16 protein-coding genes and 1 tRNA gene are annotated in these 21225 nt (G+C 62.9%); 9 read left to right on the top strand and 8 right to left on the bottom strand.

Annotated elements, in window-relative coordinates:
• The first annotated feature begins 187 nt into the window (after nt 1-187).
• From hutI to KIO76_RS16750, 5 genes are read left to right on the top strand one after another with little or no spacing between them, the layout of a single operon-like run.
• On the top strand, nt 188-1348 hold the full coding sequence (gene hutI, locus KIO76_RS16770; RefSeq protein WP_249729932.1) for an imidazolonepropionase: 1161 nt from the start codon (nt 188-190) through the stop codon (nt 1346-1348).
• Nucleotides 1345-2877 carry a histidine ammonia-lyase gene (gene hutH / locus KIO76_RS16765; RefSeq protein WP_213324324.1) on the top strand — a complete coding sequence of 511 codons (1533 nt, stop codon included), beginning with the start codon at nt 1345-1347 and terminating at the stop codon, nt 2875-2877. The genes hutI and hutH overlap by 4 nt, the downstream gene beginning before the upstream one ends.
• A 2-nt stretch (nt 2878-2879) precedes the next feature.
• Nucleotides 2880-3704 (top strand): N-formylglutamate deformylase, encoded by an 825-nt coding sequence (gene hutG / locus KIO76_RS16760; protein ID WP_213324323.1) that lies wholly within the window; start codon nt 2880-2882, stop codon nt 3702-3704.
• Nucleotides 3705-3732: 28 nt separating this feature from the next.
• Entirely contained in the window at nt 3733-5406 is a 1674-nt protein-coding gene (hutU, locus tag KIO76_RS16755; protein WP_213325308.1) for a urocanate hydratase, read from the top strand.
• A 20-nt stretch (nt 5407-5426) separates the two neighbouring features.
• Nucleotides 5427-6041, top strand: a complete 615-nt coding sequence (locus tag KIO76_RS16750) for a HutD/Ves family protein (RefSeq protein WP_213324322.1) — start codon at nt 5427-5429, stop codon at nt 6039-6041.
• 147 nt (nt 6042-6188) lie between these two features.
• Here the strand turns inward: KIO76_RS16750 and KIO76_RS16745 are convergent, their stop codons facing one another.
• Together KIO76_RS16745 and KIO76_RS16740 are read right to left on the bottom strand one after the other, a co-directional pair.
• Nucleotides 6189-6695, bottom strand: coding sequence for a hypothetical protein (locus KIO76_RS16745; RefSeq protein ID WP_213324321.1), 507 nt, complete (start codon nt 6693-6695; stop codon nt 6189-6191).
• Nucleotides 6696-6875: 180 nt separating this feature from the next.
• Entirely contained in the window at nt 6876-7151 is a 276-nt protein-coding gene (locus tag KIO76_RS16740; protein WP_213324320.1) for an FAD assembly factor SdhE, read from the bottom strand.
• Nucleotides 7152-7310: 159 nt separating this feature from the next.
• Here KIO76_RS16740 and recG point away from each other — a divergent pair, with 159 nt between their 5' ends.
• Complete coding sequence (gene recG, locus KIO76_RS16735) at nt 7311-9416, top strand: ATP-dependent DNA helicase RecG (protein WP_213324319.1); 2106 nt, start codon at nt 7311-7313, stop codon at nt 9414-9416.
• 11 nt (nt 9417-9427) lie between these two features.
• Here recG and KIO76_RS16730 read toward each other — a convergent pair whose 3' ends face one another.
• From KIO76_RS16730 to glmU, 3 genes are all read right to left on the bottom strand, one after another.
• The gene (locus KIO76_RS16730) at nt 9428-10156 is read right to left on the bottom strand and encodes a DUF502 domain-containing protein (RefSeq protein WP_213325307.1); all 729 of its coding nucleotides are present in this window, start codon (nt 10154-10156) and stop codon (nt 9428-9430) included.
• A 233-nt stretch (nt 10157-10389) separates the two neighbouring features.
• Nucleotides 10390-12216, bottom strand: coding sequence for a glutamine--fructose-6-phosphate transaminase (isomerizing) (glmS, locus tag KIO76_RS16725; protein ID WP_213324318.1), 1827 nt, complete (start codon nt 12214-12216; stop codon nt 10390-10392).
• 112 nt (nt 12217-12328) lie between these two features.
• Complete coding sequence (gene glmU, locus KIO76_RS16720; protein WP_213324317.1) at nt 12329-13723, bottom strand: bifunctional UDP-N-acetylglucosamine diphosphorylase/glucosamine-1-phosphate N-acetyltransferase GlmU; 1395 nt, start codon at nt 13721-13723, stop codon at nt 12329-12331.
• A gap of 277 nt (nt 13724-14000) precedes the next feature.
• On the opposite strand from glmU, the gene KIO76_RS16715 reads away from it, so the two are divergent.
• The 3 genes from KIO76_RS16715 to KIO76_RS16705 all read left to right on the top strand — a co-directional run bounded on the left by KIO76_RS16715 (nt 14001) and on the right by KIO76_RS16705 (nt 18023).
• Nucleotides 14001-15536, top strand: a complete 1536-nt coding sequence (locus tag KIO76_RS16715) for an OpgD/OpgG family glucan biosynthesis protein (protein ID WP_249729623.1) — start codon at nt 14001-14003, stop codon at nt 15534-15536.
• A gap of 98 nt (nt 15537-15634) precedes the next feature.
• Nucleotides 15635-17806 carry a glucans biosynthesis glucosyltransferase MdoH gene (gene mdoH, locus KIO76_RS16710; protein WP_502761890.1) on the top strand — a complete coding sequence of 724 codons (2172 nt, stop codon included), beginning with the start codon at nt 15635-15637 and terminating at the stop codon, nt 17804-17806.
• Between the two features lie 141 nt (nt 17807-17947).
• Nucleotides 17948-18023 (top strand) — tRNA-Lys (locus tag KIO76_RS16705).
• 815 nt (nt 18024-18838) lie between these two features.
• Here the strand turns inward: KIO76_RS16705 and KIO76_RS16700 are convergent.
• From KIO76_RS16700 to KIO76_RS16690, 3 genes are read right to left on the bottom strand one after another with little or no spacing between them, the layout of a single operon-like run.
• A complete protein-coding gene (locus KIO76_RS16700) occupies nt 18839-19534 on the bottom strand; it encodes an urease accessory protein UreF (protein ID WP_213324315.1) in 696 nt (231 codons plus the stop codon).
• A gap of 29 nt (nt 19535-19563) precedes the next feature.
• Nucleotides 19564-20220, bottom strand: coding sequence for an urease accessory protein UreG (ureG, locus tag KIO76_RS16695; protein WP_213324314.1), 657 nt, complete (start codon nt 20218-20220; stop codon nt 19564-19566).
• Nucleotides 20221-20275: 55 nt separating this feature from the next.
• Complete coding sequence (locus KIO76_RS16690) at nt 20276-20857, bottom strand: urease accessory protein UreE (protein ID WP_213324313.1); 582 nt, start codon at nt 20855-20857, stop codon at nt 20276-20278.
• Nucleotides 20858-21225: the final 368 nt, after the last annotated feature.

Here is a 21225-nt window from a genome sequence, read left to right as displayed (position 1 = left end):
CCGATGCGCAAAAAGCGAGCTACGGCATCGGGCCGGTATTCGGCCCGATGCCGTAGCCCAACTTCCGCCAGACCAGCAGAGGGTGAAAACCATGGCAGGCGAAACAACGGCCAATGACGCACGTTCCGCCGCATCCGAAGCGAGGCCTGTCCGCCCTCGCATCTGGCTGAACGCGCGCATCGCGACAATGGCCCCTAGCCGCGAGGGCCTCGGCGTCATCGAAGGCGCGGCGATCGCCGCCGAGGGCGGAAGGATCATCTATGTCGGCGATGCCGCGGATCTGCCCGCGCTCACCGACGCGGAGCGCATCGACTGCGAAGGCCGCTGGATCACACCGGGCCTGATCGATTGTCATACCCATCTCGTGTTCGGCGGCGACCGCAGCCATGAGTTTGAGCTGCGCCTTGCGGGCGCAAGCTACGAGGAGATCTCCCGGGCGGGCGGCGGCATCAATTCCACCGTGACCGCCACCCGCACGGCGAGCGAGGACGCGCTGGTTGCGGCTAGCCTCGCGCGGCTTGATCGGCTGATGGCGGATGGCGTCACCACGGTGGAGGTGAAATCCGGCTATGGACTCTCGGCTGATGCGGAGCTGAAGCAGCTGCGCGCCGCCCGACGTCTCGGCGGGCTGCGGCACGCCGACATCGTGGCGACCTTCCTCGGCGCCCACGCCTTGCCGCGCGAATTCGACGACAAGGACCGCTTTATCGATGTGCTGATCGAGGACATTCTCCCGCTGGTCGCCAAGGAAAAGCTCGCGGATGCGGTCGATGCCTTCTGCGAGGGCATCGCCTTCTCGCCCGCCCAGTGCGAGCGCTTCTTCAAGGCCGCCCGGGCGCTCGGCCTGCCGGTGAAAGTCCACGCCGACCAGCTCTCGGATCTCGGAGGTGCGGCGCTCGCCGCGCGGCTCGGCGCCTTGTCCGCCGATCACCTTGAATATGCGAGCGACGAAGGCGTGGCCGCCATGGCGGCGGCCGGCACCGTCGCCGTCATCCTCCCTGGTGCCTTCTATTTCCTGCGAGAGACGCATCAGCCGCCGATCTCATCCTTCCGCCGGCACGGCACGCCGATGGCCGTCGCGACGGATTGCAATCCCGGCACCTCGCCGCTGACCTCGCTGCTGCTCGCCATGAACATGGCAGCGACCCTGATGCGCATGACGGTCGACGAATGCCTGCTCGGCGTGACGCGCGAGGCGGCGCGCGCCCTGGGGCGCCTCGACCGCGTCGGCACCTTAGAGGTCGGCAAGCAGTGCGATCTCGCTATCTGGGACATCGAGCGTCCCGCAGAACTCGTTTATCGCATGGGGTTCAGCCCGCTCCATGCACGTGTGTGGAGAGGACAATGACTGCGATTACTCTTGAGCCCGGCCGCATTCCGCTCGACGCTTGGCGCGCCATCTATCGCGGCGCATCGGTCAAACTCGATCCGAGCGTACGCCCCGCCATCGCGCGCTCCGCGGAAGCCGTGGCCACGATCGTCGCCAAGGGCGAGCCGATCTACGGCATCAACACGGGCTTCGGAAAGCTCGCCTCGATCCAGATCGGTCTCGACGAGCTGGAAACCCTGCAGCGCAACATCGTGCTCTCCCACGCCGCCGGCGTCGGCGAGCCGATGCCGGTGCCGGTCGCGCGGCTGATGATGGCTTTGAAGCTCGCAAGCCTCGCCCGCGGCGCATCCGGCGTGAAGCTCGAGACCATCGACCTGCTACTCGCCTTTCTCGACAAGGGCATCACTCCGGTCGTGCCGGCGCAGGGCTCCGTCGGCGCCTCGGGCGACCTCGCCCCGCTCGCCCATATGACCACGGTCATGATCGGCGTCGGCGAGGCCTTCGTCGATGGCGTACGCATGCCGGCTGCGAAGGCTCTGGAACAAGCCGGGCTCAAGCCGCTGACGCTCGGCGCCAAGGAAGGCCTCGCCCTTCTCAACGGCACGCAGTTCTCGACCGCGAACGCCATGGCTGGCCTGTTCGAAGCCGAGCGCCTTTTCCAGACCGCTCTGATCACCGGCGCCCTGTCGACCGACGCGGCGCGTGGTTCGGACGCTCCCTTCGACCGGCGTATCCATGACCTGCGCGGCCATGCCGGCCAGCGCGAGGTCGGCGCCGTTCTGCTCAGCCTCATGGCGGGGAGCGCCATCCGCCAGTCGCACCTGACCGGCGACGACCGGGTGCAGGACCCCTATTGCCTACGCTGCCAGCCGCAGGTGATGGGCGCATGCCTCGACCTCCTGCGCCAGGCCGCCACTACGCTGACCATCGAGGCGAACGGCGTATCTGACAATCCGCTCGTCTTCGCCGAGGATGGCGAGGTGATCTCCGGCGGCAATTTCCACGCCGAGCCCGTAGCCTTCGCCGCCGACATGATCGCCATGGCCATCTGCGAGATCGGCTCCTTGTCGGAACGCCGCATCACGCTCCTGACCGACCCCGCGCTATCGCGACTGCCGGCCTTCCTCACACCGAAACCCGGCCTCAACTCCGGCTTCATGATCCCGCAGGTGACGGCGGCCGCCCTCGTTTCCGAGAACAAGCAAAGCGCGTTTCCCGCGAGCGTCGATTCCATCCCGACCTCGGCCAACCAGGAAGACCACGTTTCCATGGCCGCTCACGGTGCCCGCCGCCTCATCCGCATGGCGGACAACCTCACCGGCGTGCTCGGCATCGAGCTGCTGGCGGCCGCCCAGGGTTGCGACTTCCACAAGCCGCTCGCCTCCAGCCCCGCCCTCGAAGCCGTGCGCGCGCGGCTGCGCCGTGACGTGCCAACGCTGGAAGACGATCGCTATTTCCACCCGGACATGGCAGCGGCCAACGCGCTCATCACCGCCGGCGAGGTCATCAAGGCGGCCAATCATGCCCTGCCCAGCCTGGAGAGCTGATCATGGCGGAGGCCTCACACTCCTGGCTGACGGTACGGCGCGGCAGCGCGCCGCTTCTCGTAAGCCTGCCCCACACCGGCACGGAGATTCCGGCCGACATCGAGAGCCGCCTCGTCTCGCCGTGGCTCGCCCGCAAGGACGCCGACTGGTGGATTGACAAGCTCTATGACTTCGCCGTCGATCTCGACGCGACGATCATCCACACCGCGATCTCGCGCACTGTGATCGACGTCAACCGCGATCCGAGCGGCGCCTCACTCTATCCGGGGCAAGCGACGACCGAACTCTGCCCGACGACGAGCTTCGACGGCGAGCCGCTGTACAAGGAAGGCGCGGGCCCCACCGAGGCGGACATCGACGCGCGCCGCGCGGCCTATTTCGAGCCCTACCACGCCGCCCTCGCCGCCGAGCTCCAGCGTCTGCGCGCCGCCAACCCCAAGGTCGTGCTCTATGATTGCCACTCGATCCGCTCGACCATTCCCCGGCTGTTCGATGGCGAGCTGCCGCAGTTCAACATCGGCACCAACAGCAGCAAGAGCTGCGCCCCCGCGCTCGAGAAGCTCGTTGTCGAGGCCTGCGCAGGATCAGGCCAGACCAGCGTCCTCAACGGACGCTTCAAGGGCGGCTGGATCACGCGCGACCACGGCCGTCCGGAGACCGGTGTGCATGCCGTCCAGATGGAGCTCGGCTGCCGCGGCTATATGCACGAGCCCGCCACGGTGAACGAGGCCAACTGGCCCTCACCCTATGACTCCACCTACGCCGCGCCCATGCGCGCCTTCCTCACCCAATTGCTGACGTCCGTGCTCGCTTTCGCGCGCTCGTGAGAGGACCGCTGCCATGACGACTTCTCCCATGACTTCACAGACCCGCATCGATAATGCCCGCGTTATCCGCGCGCCACGCGGCCCCGAGATCAGTGCCAAGAGCTGGCTGACCGAAGCGCCTCTGCGCATGCTCATGAACAACCTCGATCCCGATGTCGCCGAGAAGCCGCAAGAACTGGTCGTCTATGGTGGCATCGGCCGAGCCACGCGCGACTGGGAGAGCTTTGATCGCATCGTCGCCGCGCTCCGCAGGCTGGAGGACGACGAGACCCTGCTCGTGCAGTCCGGCAAGCCGGTCGGCGTGTTCCGCACCCACAAGGATGCACCGCGCGTCCTGATCGCCAATTCCAACCTCGTACCGCACTGGGCGAACTGGGACCATTTCAACGAGCTCGACAAGAAGGGCCTGGCCATGTACGGCCAGATGACCGCTGGCTCCTGGATCTATATCGGCGCCCAGGGCATTGTGCAGGGCACTTACGAGACCTTCGTCGAGATGGGCCGCCAGCATTTCGGCGGCGACCTCTCCGGCAAGTGGATCCTGACCGCCGGCCTCGGCGGCATGGGCGGCGCCCAGCCGCTCGCCGCGACCATGGCCGGCGCCTCGTGCCTCGCCATCGAATGCCAGCCGAGCCGCATCGATTTCCGCCTGCGCACGGGCTATGTCGATCTGAAGGCCGATACGCTGGATGAAGCTCTAGCGATCATCGCGAAGTCCTGCGCTGACAAGAAACCGGTCTCGGTGGCACTCCTCGGCAATGCCGCCGAAATTCTGCCTGAGATGGTCAAGCGCGGCATCAAGCCCGACGCGGTCACAGACCAGACCTCCGCCCATGATCCGGTCAACGGCTATCTCCCGGCCGGCTGGACATTGGCCCAATGGGAAGAGCGCCGCCAGTCGGATCCCAAGGGTGTCGCCAAGGCCGCCAAGGCCTCTATGGCCGTGCATGTGAAGGCGATGCTCGACTTCTTCCACGCCGGCATCCCGACCGTCGACTACGGCAACAACATTCGCCAGATGGCGCTTGATGAAGGCGTCAGTAACGCCTTCGACTTCCCCGGTTTCGTACCGGCCTATATCCGGCCGCTGTTCTGCCGGGGCATCGGCCCCTTCCGCTGGGCGGCGCTCTCGGGCGACCCGGAGGACATCGCCCGGACGGACGCCAAGGTGAAGGAACTGATCCCGGACAACGCCCATCTCCACAACTGGCTCGACATGGCCGGCGCGCGCATCAAGTTCCAGGGCCTGCCCGCGCGCATCTGCTGGGTCGGCCTCGGCGACCGCCACCGGCTCGGCCTCGCCTTCAACGAGATGGTCCGCAACGGCGAACTCAAGGCGCCGATCGTCATCGGCCGCGACCACCTCGATTCCGGCTCGGTCGCCTCGCCGAACCGCGAGACCGAGGCCATGCGCGACGGCTCGGATGCCGTCTCCGACTGGCCGCTCCTGAACGCGCTCCTCAACACCGCCTCGGGCGCGACCTGGGTGTCGCTGCACCATGGCGGCGGCGTCGGCATGGGCTTCTCCCAGCATGCCGGTATGGTCATCGTCTGCGACGGCTCAACCGACGCCGACGCCCGCCTCGCGCGCGTGCTGTGGAACGATCCGGCCACCGGCGTGATGCGCCATGCGGATGCCGGCTACGACATCGCCATCGACTGCGCCCGCGAGAACGGGCTCGATCTGCCCTCTCTGAGGTAACCTGGCTCGAAGGATAAGCCATGCGTCTTCTGAAGCAACGTGACCACAAGAAGATGCCGTGGAAGAACGGCGGCGGGACAACTTATGAAGTCGCCGCCGCCCCGGAAGGCGCGGCCCTCGACACCTTCGACTGGCGAGTGAGCATGGCCCTCGTCGAGGTGCCGGGGCCCTTCTCAGCCTTCCCCGGCTGCGACCGCGTGCTCACTATATTGTCGGGCGGACCAATGACGCTTGCTGTAGGGGACGCGCCCGCCCGTATCCTCGACGACGCGAGCACACCCTTCGCCTTCCCAGCCGACGTGCCGACGGCCGCAACCGCGGTGGAAACCGCCCTCCTCGATCTCAATGTGATGGTGCGCCGTGGACGCGCCACCGCGACCGTCACCCGCCATCGCGGCGTCAACCTGCGGATCAGCCAAGGCACGGATGACGGGGCGAGGCAAAGCAAGAGCCCACATGAAGTGACGACACTCGTCCTTGCCAAGGGCGGCATCGCCGCAATCAGTAATCAGCCCGCCCTAATGCACGACGGAGATGTGCTGATACTGGCCTCTTCCGACCCACTGGTCACAATAAGCCCCTCTGTCGGGGCGGTCCTGTACGAGATCAAAATTACGGCGAAACATGCCAGCTAACCCTCCCGTCCGAGGGACCCGCTCGGGTCAGCCCAGCACAACATCGCCACGAGAACTGGACAACCTTGGACCGAGACCTGTGTCCTTAGTTGGTGACCGCAAATCGAGTCTACGTCAGCCAGCTCTGAATTCTAAGCGAAACGGACCTTAGATATAAGGGTTCAATATTCTTTCTTTGATCACCCTCCCCCTGCGAAATACCATCGAGTGAAAATCGGCGTATCCCTTCGCAATCGAATAACCCAGCATAATTTCTTTAGTTAACATTACGCTCGCGCCCTTCAATCCATACTGCTGCATATTACTAAAAACTTGGTCCGGTATATTCCACACCCACACTTGTCTCATATAACCCTTGACATATCCTCTTTCGAATATTTTCGATAATTCCGATGCAAAGGAAGAGCCCCCACCCCAGGTGGAATAGCAACTCTCCAACCTAATGTAATCAAGATCATTTGGATCAATAAAGCGACGGGAAAAACTGAAAAAATCCATCGCATTCATTCTCACGCCGTCAATCAGAACTGATCCACCGACTCCATGCGCGACCAATGTTAAACGATTTACTACGCGAGGCGGATTCAACTTTTTATTGTTGAATAAATCACTGAACATATAACTATCTTTATATGAAAAAATTATTTCAGCCATGGAATTATCTCTATTATATTAGATATTTCCGATGGATATGAGTAAATCGAAATCATAAAATTAGTAAACTACAAATAGCCCTTCCAGTTAAGCTACTAAGTTCGCAAGTAGGCACATCTGTCATTGCCATGTCAATAACCCGGCAGCTAAAGAATTGGCTGTCATCTTGCGCGTTGCCGCTTACATCCGGTGGACAGGGAAAGCGCGCAGCTTGGCGAACAGAGGGGTGTCGTAGTGCGGGGGCACGGAAACCTCTCCGCAGTACCATGAGAAAATGTCTTTGTCCTGCTCGTCGAGCAGGGCTTCGAAAGCGGCAAGATCGGCTTCGTCGAGCTCGGCGAGCCGAGCATCCGCGAAACGGCCAAAGATCAGGTCCATCTCACGCATCCCCCGATGCCAGGCGCGAAACTTCAGGCGCCGTAGCCGGACCGCATGCGCGTCACTTTCGTCGTTCATCATCATCTCCACCTCACCCGATGAAGCCTGGTATAAGGCGATCCGTGGCGCCTGTCAGGTGGGGCATGCCGATGCGCGGATGCAAGGTCGTCGCACGGTGATGCCTGCGCTATAAGGAACGAGTCGCTGTTCTCACCTAGCTGGCTCACCTATCATCGTATGCGTCCGACTCCCCTCGATCCCCTGTTCGCACCCCTATCGACCCTGAGCGGGGTCGGCCCGCGCATGGCCCAACTCTTCACGCGGCTGCTCGATGCCCCGTCAGGGGAGGCGCGGGTCATCGACCTGCTCTTTCATCTGCCCCATAACGGCATCGACAGGCGCGCCAGGCCGACGGTCGCAGCAGCTGTGCCGGGCGAAGTGGTGACGCTGGAGGTCACGGTGACGGAGCACCGTCCCCCGCCGCCCGGGCGCAGCCGCGCGCCCTTCCGCGTGGTGGTGGAAGACGAGACTGGCGACGTGACGCTCGCCTTTTTCAACATGACGCAGGCGCGGCTCGACAAGATGCTCCCGCTTGGTGCCAAGCGCATCATATCGGGCAAAATCGAGCTCTGGGACGGCCATCGCCAGATGGTGCATCCCGACCGTATCCTCGACGCCGAAGAGGCGGACAGGCTCCCTCCGGTAGAGCCCATCTACGGCCTCACTGAAGGCTTGTCGGCTCGCTTTGTCGCGCGCGTCGCCAGCCAGGCGCTGGAGCGGCTGCCCTCACTCCCCGAATGGCAGGACAGTGCCTGGGTCCAGGCACGGGAGTTCCCTGCTTTCGATACCGCCTTAAGGACCCTGCACCACCCGCTCGACATGGCGCCATTCGCGCCGGAGGCGCCCGCGCGACGGCGTTTAGCCTATGACGAACTGCTCGCCACCCAGCTCGCGCTGGCCCTGATGCGCGCGCAAGGACGCCGACGGACCGGGCGCAGCCTCGCCATTGACGGTCACCTCGCCGATGCGATCCGATCGCATCTGCCCTTCGCGCTGACGGCGTCGCAGGAGAAGGCTGTCGCCGATATCCGCGCCGACCTCACCTCCCCCCACCGTATGGTGCGCCTGCTCCAGGGCGATGTTGGCTCAGGCAAGACTGTGGTGGCGTTGCTGGCCATGGCAAACGCCGCCGAGGCGGGCCGGCAGGCGGCATTGATGGCGCCCACGGAAATCCTCGCCCGGCAGCATCACGCGCGCCTCGCACCGCTCGCCGCGGCAGCCGGCATCGAAGTCGGCCTTCTGACGGGGCGGGACAAAGGCGCCGAGCGCGCCAAGACCATCGCCAGGCTCGCCAGCGGCGAACTCAACCTCGTTGTCGGCACGCATGCCCTTTTTCAAGAGGGCGTGACGTTCCAGGATCTCGGCTTCGCCGTCATCGACGAGCAGCATCGTTTCGGCGTCCACCAACGCTTCGCGCTCGGCGCCAAGGGCGAGGCGGTCGACCTCCTGGTCATGACCGCGACGCCGATCCCGCGGTCGCTGGTGCTGAGCTATTTCGGCGACATGGATGTCTCGATCCTCAGCGAGAAGCCTGCCGGCCGCAAGCCGATCGACACCCGCGCGCTGCCGCTCGATCGGCTCGACGAGGTCGTGGCCGGCATCGGCCGCGCGCTGAAGCAGGGCGCACGGGTGTACTGGGTCTGCCCGCTCGTCGCCGAATCCGAGACACTCGACGTGGCGGCCGTCGAAGAGCGACATGCCATGCTCCAGCAGTTCTTTGGTAACGAGGTAGGCCTGCTCCATGGCAAGATGGCCGGCCGCGACAAGGACGCAGCGATGGGCGCGTTCCAGCGCGGCGAGACGCGCATCCTCGTCGCGACCACGGTGATCGAGGTTGGCGTCGATGTGCCGGAAGCAACGATCATGGTGATCGAGCATGCCGAGCGCTTCGGCCTCGCCCAGCTTCACCAGCTCAGGGGCCGCGTCGGGCGCGGCGCGGAGCGGTCTAGCTGCCTCCTTCTCTACAAGGCGCCGCTCGGCGAGATCGCCAAGGCACGCCTCGGCGTCATCCGGGAGACGGAGGATGGTTTTCGCATTGCGGAGGAAGATCTGAAGCTGCGCGGAGAAGGGGAAATCCTCGGCACGCGCCAGTCCGGCGCTCCGGATTTCAAGCTCGCCCGGATCGAGCAGGATGCTGACCTCGTCGCGGCCGCTCGCGACGACGCGCGTCTCATCCTCGAAAGGGACCCGAAGCTCACCGGGTCACGCGGGGAGGCGTTGCGCTTCCTGTTGTATCTGTTCGAGCGCGACGAGGCGATCCGGCTGCTGCGGGGTGCCGGCTGAATGCCTGTAAGCTAATCCACTTTTTCGATCGCCCGCTGCGCAAGAGCCGGATCGGTAGTGAGGCGTGCGACTTCCGCGAGCTGGGCGAGCTTGACCTGAGCATTCGCTGCCGGCTGGATCATGCCTGCCGACATGATCAGCTTGGCGGCGTCCTCCACGCTGATCGACACCTCGATCAGATCCTTGCGCGGCACGAAGAAGAAGAAGCCCGTCGTGGGATTGGGCGTGCAGGGCATGAAGGCACTGACATAGTCACCAGCTTCCGGCATATGCGAGGCCATCTCCTCCGACGGCGGTGCCGAGAGAAAGACGATGGACCACATGCCCGGGGCTGGAAACTGCACCAGCCCGACCTTGCGGAAGGAACTGCCGGACTGGGAAAATATAGTCTCAAAGACCTGCTTCACGCCCTTGTAGAGCCCACGCACTACCGGCATGCGCGCCAGGACCCGCTCACCGAAGCCGAGCAGGGTGCGGCCGACAAGGCCGGCCGTCAGGAAGCCGAGCAGCGTCAATCCCACGAAAGCCACGATCAGGCCGAACCCCGGAATGGCGAAGGGCAGATAGGTCTCCGGCAGATAAGAAAGCGGGATCAAAGGCTTGACCCAGCCATCCACCAAAGTCACCAGCCACCAGATGATATAGGCGGTGATGGCGAGTGGCCCCGCCACGATAAGGCCTGTGAAAAAATAGGTTTTCAGGCGGGCGCCGATTGTGGTCGAACCGCCTAGGGCGGACATGTCGCGCACGACCTCGTGAGCACTCGGAAGCAGCACGCCCTCTGCGTCACTCAGCGGTCTCTCGTTTTGATCCCCGGTATTCACAGCCACCCACTTCTCCGCCGCGCCTGTCCTCGCTCCACGCGCACGCCATGGCCGCGAGGACCGAGGTTAGCATGCTTTCCGGCCTTGTTGCAGTGCGGTAAGATCACGCCAGCGTGACAAAGGCTCGGCTGGTCAGCGGCGCCGTCGCCTTACTCCACGGTCACCGATTTGGCGAGGTTGCGAGGCTGGTCGACATCCTTCCCCATCACAACCGCGGTGTGATAGGCGAGAAGTTGCACCGGCACCGCATAAACGATCGGCGCGATGATCGGGTCCAGCGCAGGCATGCAGATAGACGCGAAGGCGGCGACACCTGTCTCCTCGACCGCCCGCTCTTCGCCGATCAGGATGATCTTGCCGCCTCGGGCGGCCACTTCCTGCACGTTGGATACGGTTTTGTCGAAGACGCCATCATGGGGAGCGAGCACGATGACCGGCATGCTCTCATCGATGAGCGCGATCGGGCCGTGCTTGAGCTCGCCTGCCGCATAACCCTCGGCGTGGATGTAGGAAATCTCCTTGAGCTTGAGCGCACCCTCGAGCGCGAGCGGGAATGCCGGCCCCCGGCCGAGGTAGAGGACGTCACGGGCCTTCGCGAGCTCGCGGGCCAACTGCTCGATCTCACGTTCATGAACGAGGCTGTCGGCCATGGCGCCCGGCACCGCGACGAGGGAGGCCACGAGACGCTGTTCCTCGGCTTCCGACAGAACGCCACGTGCCCGGCCAGCCGCGATCGCAAGCACCAGGAGCACCGAGAGCTGGCAGGTGAAGGCCTTGGTCGAGGCCACGCCAATTTCCGGCCCGGCGAGCGTCGGCATCACCACGTCGCTCTCGCGAGCTATCGTAGAGGTCGGCACATTCACGACGGAAAGGACGTGCTGCTTCTCGCCCTTGGCATACCGCAGGGAGGCCAGCGTATCGGCGGTTTCACCGGACTGGGAGATGAACAGCGCCAGTTCGCCTTCGTCGAGCGGCATCTCACGATAGCGGAACTCGGAGGCGACATCGATATCGACGGGTAGCCGCGCCAGGCGCTCGAACCAGTATTTGGCAACGAGACCGGCGTAATAGGCCGTCCCGCAGGAGGAAATGACGAGGCGTCTCAGCTTCCCGAAATCAAAAGGCAGGTCGGCGGGCAGCTTTACCCGGCCGCTCGCCAGGTCGACGTAATGGGCGATGGTTCGCCCGACCACTTCAGGCTGCTCGTGGATTTCCTTGGCCATGAAATGACGATGGTTGCCCTTATCGGCGATAAAGGCACTCTGAGCGATCTGCTGACGCGACCGTCGGATAACCTTCCCCGAGTGATCGTGAATGATCGCACCTGCGCGAGTCAGCACCGCCCAGTCGCCATCCTCGAGATAGGTGATGCTGTCCGTGAAAGGCGCGAGCGCCAGCGCATCCGACCCCAGATACATCTCCCCCTGACCGTAGCCAACGGCGAGCGGGGCGCCATGGCGGGCGCCGATCATCAGATCGTCCTCGCCAGTGAAAAGAAAGGCGAGGGCGAAAGCACCCTTCAACCGTGGTAGAACGGCGGCCACGGCATCGGCCGGTGAACGGCCGCGCTCCAGCTCGCGCGAGACGAGCTGGGCTACGACCTCCGTATCGGTCTCGCTCTCGAAGACCAGGCCTTCGGCAGCGAGCTCCGCCTTCAATTCGCGGAAATTCTCTATGATGCCGTTGTGGACGACCGCGATGCGTGACGTCGCATGGGGATGGGCGTTGGTCTCGTTCGGACGACCATGGGTCGCCCACCGTGTATGGCCGATCCCGCTGGCGCCCGGCAGCGGCGCAATGGCGAGCTTCTCTTCAAGATTGCGCAGCTTGCCCTCGGCGCGACGACGATCCAGCCGGCCGCCGTCGAGCGTGGCAACGCCGGCCGAATCATAACCGCGATATTCAAGCCGCTTCAGCGCATCGACGACCTGCCCCGCCACCGGCCCACGGCCGAGAATTCCAACGATGCCGCACATCAGCCGACCACCTCGCTACAAAGCCCCATCCAAGCCCGTGAGGGCTAGCAGAAGCGCGGCAGTCTGACCAAATCAAGTTGCATAAACGTTTGTGTCCTGCCTCAAAACGCGATCAATGATCCCCTTTTGGACCGAACTTATCCCTAAATAGAGGTACCCACCCCTCCTTCACGGCCTGGTGCCCGCGCCCGAGCGCCAGGGCATCGGACGGCACATCGGCGGTGATGACGGATCCGGAGCCGACAAAGGCGCCATCGCCGATCGTCACCGGCGCGACCAGCGATGAATTCGAGCCGATAAAGGCGTTGGCGCCGATCGTGGTGCGATGTTTGCGGAAGCCGTCGTAATTGCAGGTGATCGTGCCTGCGCCGATGTTAGTCGCCGGGCCGATGGAGGCATCGCCGATATAGGTCAGGTGGTTGACCTTGGCGCCGGCGCCCAAGGTAGCTGCCTTGATCTCCACGAAATTGCCGACGCGGGCCCCCTCGCCCAGATCAGCGCCAGGCCTTAGACGTGCGAACGGGCCCACGGATACCCCTGCGCCTATCGTCGCACCTTCGATATGCGAAAAAGCGTGAATCACGGCGCCGTCGCCGATCGTGACTCCCGGTCCGAACACGACATTCGGTTCAACGACGACATCCATGCCGAAGGCTGTATCGGCCGCGAGAAACACCGTCTCCGGGGCGACCAAGGTGACGCCCATAGCCAGCGCCGCACCGCGCAGCCGTTCTTGAAAAGATGCTTCTGCTTGAGCCAGTTGCGCGCGATCGTTCACACCTTGAATCTCATCCTCGGTCACGGTGAGCGCGCGTGTCGGGAGGCCACGGCTATGGGCGATCCCGACCACATCCGTGAGATAGTATTCCTCCTTGGCGTTGGCATTGCCAACGGCCTCAAGAAGTTCGATCGCAGTGCCACCGGCCAGCGCCATGACGCCGCCGTTGCACAACGTGATCGCCCTCTCACTCTCGGTCGCATCCTTGTGCTCGCGGATAGCGAGAAGGCTGTCTCCTTCCCGCACCAGCCGACCGTAGCCCGTGGGGTCGGTCGCCTCGAAACCCAGCACAACCACCGCGGCACCGCCGGCCAATGCTTCACGTAGCCGGCGAAATGTCTCTGACGTCACGAGCGGCGTATCACCGAAGGCAATTATGATGTCGTCTGCTCCACGGGCAATCGCCGTGCGAGCGGCAAGAACCGCGTGGGCCGTCCCCAGGCGCTCGCGCTGCTCGACGATCTGGGCGCCCGGCGACACCCGACGAGCGGCCTCGGCCACGTCCGCGCGGTCGGGCCCTACAACGACGGCAATCTCGCCTGCGCCTGCGGCGGTGATGGTCGTCAGCACATGGGCGAGCAGAGAACGGCCTGCGACTTCGTGGAGCACCTTGGGACGCCGGGAACGCATGCGTGTGCCTTCGCCTGCGGCCAAGACAACTGCCAGACAGCGGCGCTCATCGCTTTTGCTGGCAGTGGGCGCGGAGGCGCGCTCACCGGATTTCGTCATTTCTCAACCGTCCTTCCAGGGTGGGGCTACCCACAGCCGATGACCGTTTCTAAAGTGTCTGTCAAAGCTTTGCCGATATTCGGTGACTAACTTCATTCGCGGCATTCATGAATCCACCTCGCGGCCCGATGGGTAGCCATGTTAAATGTCAGCCGCCTCGGCTGGAAGTCCCGCTCCCCCCAAGCGCCTTCCTCACTCTAAGAAACAGTGGACCGTCGTGTCAGAGATAAAGCCGTGCCCAAACACCACTGATCGCCTTGTGCTCGATCGCCGTGAAATGATCGGTCTTGGAGCCGTCGCATCGGCTGCGAGCCTTTTCGGTACGAGCGCTGCGGAGGCGCAGAATCAAAATGTGATCGACGCCGCGCTGGAGATTCTGGGCGACGGCAAATCCTTTGACGCCGCGCGCATCGGGGAGGTCGCGAAATTCCTTGCGACTCGCCCGTTCGTGCCGCTACCGAACGACCTGCCAGACGCCTTCGCAAAGCTTCCCTTCGACCAGTACGCTGGGATTCGCATCAAACCCGAATCGGCGATCTGGCATCGCGAGGGGCGCGGGTTCACGGTCGAGCCGCTGCATCGCGGTTTCGTCTATGGAAACAGGGTGCAGATCTTCGCGGTCGAGGACGGGATCATCCGGCGTATCGGCTATAGTCGCAACGCCTTCGACTTCGGGAAGGTCCCGCCGCCGGCAGAGGACCAGGACCTCGGTTTCTCGGGCTTTCGCGTTCTCGCCGATGGCGGCAATGGCAGTAGCTGGGAAGCGGCCATCTTCCAAGGCGCCACTTTCTTCCGGGCGCGGGCGCGCAACCAGGAATTCGGTGTCTTCGCCCGCACGCTGATCCTCAAGCCTGCTGATACCAGGGGCGAGGAAGTGCCGTTCTTCCGGGCCTTCTGGATCGACCGCCCGACAGCTGGCTCCGGCGCGATGGTGATCAACGCGCTTCTCGATTCCGAGAATCTGACCGGCACGGCACGCTTCACCCTGCGGCCCGGTGAGATGACGATCACCGACCTCGAGGTCAGCCTCTACCCGCGTGCGGCGGTTGATCATGTAGGCTACGGCGCCATGACGGGCGCCTTCCTCTTCGGACCGAATGATCAGGCGGCGACGCCGGACGTGCGCGTGGCTGTCTATGAGGTGAAAGGCCTGCAAATCCACAATGGGCGTGGCGAATGGATCTGGCGGCCCGTCAGCAATCCAAGCAATCTCGAAATCTCGGCTTTCGTGGACACAAACCCGGTCGGTTTTGGCCTGTTGCAACGTGACCGCGACTATGGGGCGTTCCAGGACGATCGGCAGCGCTTCGACCGCCGGCCGAGCCTTTGGCTGGAACCCCTGGGAGAATGGGGCGCAGGACAGGTGCAGCTCATCGAAATCCCGACCGATTCAGAGCTCAACGATAACATCATTGCCTATTGGCGCCCAAAAGAGCCCCTGGCAGCAGGCAGCGAAGCCAGCTTTGCATGTCGTCTCTATTGGTGCTGGTCTCCGCCCGAGAGACCGGCGATGGCCGTTGTGACCGGCACACGCGTCGGTCAGACAGGCTCAGGACGCGTGACGCGCTTTGCGGTCGACTTCCGCGCAGACGCGTTCTCTGACGCCAATCTGCTGCGCGAGGCGAAGGCAACCGTGACCGCAACGCCCGGCAAGATATCAAAGCTCCAACTTTGGCCTTATCCCGAGCGCAAGACACTGAGAGCGACATTTGAGCTGGACCCAGGGGGGGACCCCGCTTCCGAATTACGTCTCGTCATAGAGAGCGCAGGGAAACCATTGGGCGAGACATGGCTTTATCGGTGGACGGCTTGAACGAGTTGACGATGACCGACGCTCCCCTGCCCCAGGAGCTGGAAACAGCGACGAAGGCCTCCGGAAAGCAAACCACCTCCGCGCAGGAGATCACGGTGGTGGATGCCGCGCGCACCCATGAGACGACTGGAGGACTGCCCACCGATCCCCTGCCGGCGGAAAAACGCCTCGCCATGCCGACGCAGTCGTTGCGGTCCTGGTCGCAAGGAGAGCGGCGCCGTTTCGTCGCCCCACACAACATCAGGGCGCCATGGCTCGCGCGTATCCTTGTCTTTGGCGGCGCCGCCGCCCTCACCGGCTATGGCGCCTGGGAGATGTATCAGGTCGTGTCGGTGAGCCGCACCACAGTGCTGCAGTGGGTGCTGCTTGTCCTCTTCACCATCAATTTCTCGTGGATAGCGCTTGCCTTCACCAGCGCCCTGCTCGGTTTCGCAACACTGCTGTTCGCGCGGCGAGACCGCGCCACATTGCCTGAAGCACTGACACGGCGCACCGCGGTCGTCATGCCGATCTACAACGAATCAACGGCGCGCGTGTTCAGTGCCTTTGCCGCCATTCGGGAATCCGTCGAGGATACGGGTCTCGGGCGGCATTTCGACTATTTCATACTGTCGGATACCACGCAGCCCGACATCTGGCTTGCGGAAGAACGCGCATTCCTCGATCTCCGCCGCCGCTACGGCAGCGATTGCCGCATCTATTATCGCCACCGCGTCAAGAACACGCATCGCAAGGCTGGCAACATCGCTGACTTCGTGACCCGCTGGGGAGGAGCCTACGACCACATGCTGGTTCTGGACGCGGACAGTCTCATGACTGGCTCCTGCATCGTCCGTCTCGCCCATGCCATGGAAAACGACCCGGACGCTGGAATCATCCAGAGCCTGCCCATGATCATCAACCGCAACACGCTGTTCGCGCGCGTCCAGCAGTTCGCGGCCCGTGTCTATGGTCCTCTCATCGCCAAGGGTCTAGCGGTCTGGATGGGCAAGGATGGCAACTACTGGGGTCATAACGCCATCATCCGCACGGCCGCCTTCGCCGCTCACTGTGGTTTGCCGGACCTGCCGGGCAAGCCTCCATTCGGCGGCCATATCCTCAGTCACGATTTCGTCGAGGCCGGGCTCATTCGCCGCGCCGGCTGGACTGTCTACATGATTCCGGAAATGGCGGGCAGCTACGAGGAAAGCCCGCCTTCGCTGATCGACGTTGCGGCGCGCGACCGGCGCTGGTGCCAGGGCAACCTGCAGCATTCGCGCGTCATTGGCGCGCGGGGCTTCAAACTGGCGACGCGGCAGCATTTCGCGACAGGCATCTTCTCCTATCTCGCTTCGCCACTCTGGCTCCTCCAGTTGATGGTCGGCATCGTGCTGGTCTGGCAGACGCATTACGTCCGGCCGGAATATTTCACGCGCGAATTCTCGCTCTTTCCGGTCTGGCCGCGGTTCGATCCCGAGCGCGCCTTGTTCCTGTTCGCGGTGACAATGGGCATCCTGCTCGCGCCGAAGCTGTTCGGTCTCCTCTTGATGCTGCTGACCAAGCACGAGAGGCGCGCAAGCGGCGGCGGCCTACGCCTGATCATATCCTCCCTGCTGGAGATCATCCTCTCGGCGCTCTTGGCGCCTATCATGATGCTCATCCAGTCTGGCGCCGTGTTTCAGATCATCGCCGGCCGTGACACCGGCTGGCAGCCGCAACGCCGCGACGACGGTTCCATTCCCTTGCGGGATATAGTGCGCCGGCATCGCATGCACACGATTCTCGGGGTGATCACCGGAATTTCCGCCTTCATGATCGCGCCCTCCCTGTTCGGCTGGATGTCACCGACGATCGTCGGCCTGGTACTTGCCATCCCCATCTCGTGGGCGACCGGTACGCTGGCACTCGGGCTGGCGCTAAAGCGCGCCGGGTTGCTTCTGACGCCCGAGGAAACGGTGCGCCCGCCCATCGCTGAGCGCGCGGGCGAGCTCAACGCCGAGTTCCAACGCGACGGCTTCGACGACGCCGACGCGCTCGAGGTAATCCACCGCGACGCAGACGTCCGCACCTGGCATGAAATGCTCCTGCCGAGCGGGCTCAAGCGCCATCGCGGCCAGATCGAGGCCGACCACGCGCTGGCCCTCGCCAAGCTGATCGACGCCGAGACGATCGAGGACGCCCGCGCCTGGCTCAAGCCGAAGGAGCGCATGGTCATCCTTCAGGATCGGGGCATGCTCTCGATGCTCTCTAAACTGCCTACCCAGCGCCAGCTGTCAGCGGAAGCCGCGTGAGCTTGCGCGGACGCCAGCGAGCCCTGGACGGCCTGTTGCAGCAGCAGCCGCGTTGGTTTCGTTAGGGCTCTCCACACAGGAACGCGTCAAGACGGTTGACCCGGAGCCTTCTAGACCGTATCTCAAGGCACCTTCTTGAGGGAGCGCGTAGCTCAGCCGGTAGAGCAACTGACTTTTAATCAGTAGGTCCTGGGTTCGAGCCCCAGCGCGCTCACCAAAATTGCCCTTAAAACCAAATTCCTGTGCGCATTCACGCCTAGACGCCAGACCGCGATCGAACAGACGGAACCGCCGCTCGCGGATATCATACGATGGCCACCCTGGAACTGGTACGAATACGGGAGAGCTGATAGGTTATCTCCTGTTCGCCGGCCCTAAGAATCTCGAACCGGGCAAGCACGATTGCGTCTTCATTTTTCTGCCGATTGAGGAAAACCCCGGAACGATCCGCGCGGCCGATTATCCTCGAGCGTAGGAAGCGAGAGTTCCGCGCCGTCGTAAGCCGCGAGGCCGGAGATATTTCGGTTCGTGTTAACCCGCAGACCGGCTGGACCCTGGAGTTCAAGGGCGCCGAGGGCCGTATGCTACGGCAGGCGCGGCAAGGCAATAAACGCCTCACAGGCAACGCAATCGATGTGTCGCAAAGCAAATAGCTTTGTGCGGAACACGCCTTCGTCAAGGATTATGCCCTTTTGCAGCGGGGATAATTCTCGATCTTCCGGCGACGCATTGCGACGTGTCATCGCAGAGGAGACATGAGACATGCTGCACAGGTATTGGTTCTCTTTCTCGAAAACAGAGGAGCCTTGCATTCTCAATCTCGGCTGCGGTGTCACGGCATTCAGCATTGACGATGCAAAAAGGATACTCGAATCGGATTTATTTTCTGTTTATGAAAATAGGAAAATTATCAATATAATAGAAGATATCGATATATCAACAATCAAAGATGGCCTTATAATCGGCAATATGAAGCCGCCAATATTCAGAGGAATTTGGTTTCCCCTTCTCTAAAGCACTTCGAGCTCACGTCTAAGACTGGAAAAGGCGGCTGTACTGACTTTCGTGCCAGGCGCTTGCCATCGCCAGAGCCGGAGCCAGGTTGCCGATGTCCTGATCGTCAATGGACCGGGCAAGAGCGGCCGCCTCTTCAATCGCTCCGACCGCGTCGATAAGAATGCGCTGGCCCGCGGTGTGACCGAGCGGAACGAGGCGGATGGCGGCGGTCACCTGCCCTTCCACATAGATCCAGAGCAGTCCGGTTAACGCCTGAAACGGGGCAATACGCCAGTGATGGGCCGCAAGCGCAAAGGCGGCGGCATAGGTCAGCCCCTCTCCCTGGACGCCAGCGGCCGCGGCGACATCGAGATCGGCGAGAAGGCGCAAGAGGGCTTCCCCCAGCCGTCGATCCTCACGCTGGAATTCAAGGCTTTCCCGTCCTGCCGCCAGCCACGCATCCGCCGCGCGAAAACGCTCGGTATCGCCGGCTTCCAAAGCGAGAGCCATACGCCAGAACAGAGCGCCATCCAGTTGCGCGACATTGGCCTGGAGCGTGCCAAGAATCCAGTCGCGGGCCGTCGCCTCGTCGGATACCCAGCCAGCCTGAACAGCCCCCTCAAGTCCGCGGGAATACGAGAACCCGCCGACAGGCAGCCCCTGGCTGACCAGCCGCAGCAAATGGAGCGGTATCGCGTGGTGCTCGCCCGAGAAGCCTGAAACAGCGTCCATCAATGACATCCCGGTCAAGTCAGCTGGTTTCAAGATTGGCTTGTTTGCAAGCCGGCTTGCTTGCGCCGGTTGTCCGCTAGCCCGCCATATTCGATGATAAAATCGACGACACCGTCGAGCCCCTTGCTCCGCGAGAGGTCGGTGAAACCGAAAGGCCGTTTGCCGCGCATCCGCGCCGCATCCGCCTGCATGACGTCGAGATTCACATTCACGTAAGGCGCGAGGTCGCTCTTGTTGATGATGAGGAAATCTGAACGGGTGATTCCGGGTCCGCCTTTGCGGGGGATTTCTTCGCCTTGGCAAACGGAGATGACGTAGAGCGTGAGGTCCGCGAGATCCGGCGAAAAGGTGGCCGCCAGATTGTCCCCGCCGGATTCGACAAAGATGACGTCGAGATCGGGAATGCGCCGATTGAGCTCGGCGATAGCCTGAAGATTGATCGAGGCGTCCTCACGGATCGCCGTATGCGGGCAACCTCCCGTCTCGACGCCGACGATGCGATCCTCGGAGAGCGCCTGCCGCCTCACCAGGATCATCGCGTCTTCCTTGGTGTAGATGTCATTGGTCACGACTGCGATGGAGAAATCCTCGCGCATCGCCTTGCATAATTTCTCCGTGAGTGTGGTTTTCCCCGAACCGACAGGGCCGCCGATGCCGACGCGGAGAGGGCCATTCTTCGATGCCATGGGTGAAAGCCCTCAGATTAACCAGGGAACGATAGGCAGGCATTTCGCCGGGTCATCATCGATCATGCCGAGGATCGCGCGAGGCGTGAGCGTGCGAATGCGAATGATGACTGGTATGGACGTGCTCATGGTCATGATGGTGGTCGGAATGACCATGATCGTCATTGTGGCGGTGACTATGGTCGCGCTCATGATTATGGCCGGAATAGGCACCACGTACCGGATTGAATTCCGCTTCGACCTCCTCGACCTCAGCGCCAAGCCCTTCAAGCATCGCCTTAATGACGTGATCGCGCAAGATCAGTATCCGGTCATCCTCGATCGCAGCGGCCAGGTGACGATTGCCGATATGCCAAGCGAGCTCTGTTATATGAATGGGATTTTTCCCACGAACTGCATAGAGCGCCTCGTTCGCTGCGGCGATTTCGACAGTTCCACCACCTTCGATCACGAGCGTGTCGCCAGCGGACAGCACGACCGTCTCGGGGAGATCAACCAGGACCCGCTGGCCATCGGCCAGCTCGATCACACGTCGGCGCAGATGGCGCTCGTCATGGGGGAGCACCGCTTGGCCGAACGGTGTCCCATGGCCCACGCCATCTTCCGATGCCCGCCTGAGGGCTATCGCTCTCAGCATGTCTGCCCACCCTCGCTGACGCCATATCCGTTAACCTTCAGCAATCAAGCCGGACAGGTCCTGCCCAGCCGATAAGATAAAGGATAGCCTATGTTTAGCGCAAATATCGGCGCCGCACCAGTGCACCAGTAAACAGGCAGTCGTCATTTCGATGCCGCGTAAAACGGGCTTACATCGATACTATGGATCATGGCGAAGCGGGATCTGAGATGGAATGTATAGTCGTGGGACGTCCAGCACAGGCGGCCGGATGTGCCGCGCGTCAACCGCCAATTTCATTTGCTGCAACAATGGACATATGCGATATGTTTCGCCCGATCTCCTCCTATTTTCGGCGTAAGTACTTTGGGATAATTTGGCGAATGAGC

It is taken from the genome of Chelatococcus sp. YT9 (assembly GCF_018398315.1).
Taxonomy (GTDB): Bacteria; Pseudomonadota; Alphaproteobacteria; order Rhizobiales; family Beijerinckiaceae; genus Chelatococcus.
The sequence above is the reverse complement of the archived record's forward strand: the minus strand, read 5'-3'. Positions and strand labels throughout refer to the sequence as shown.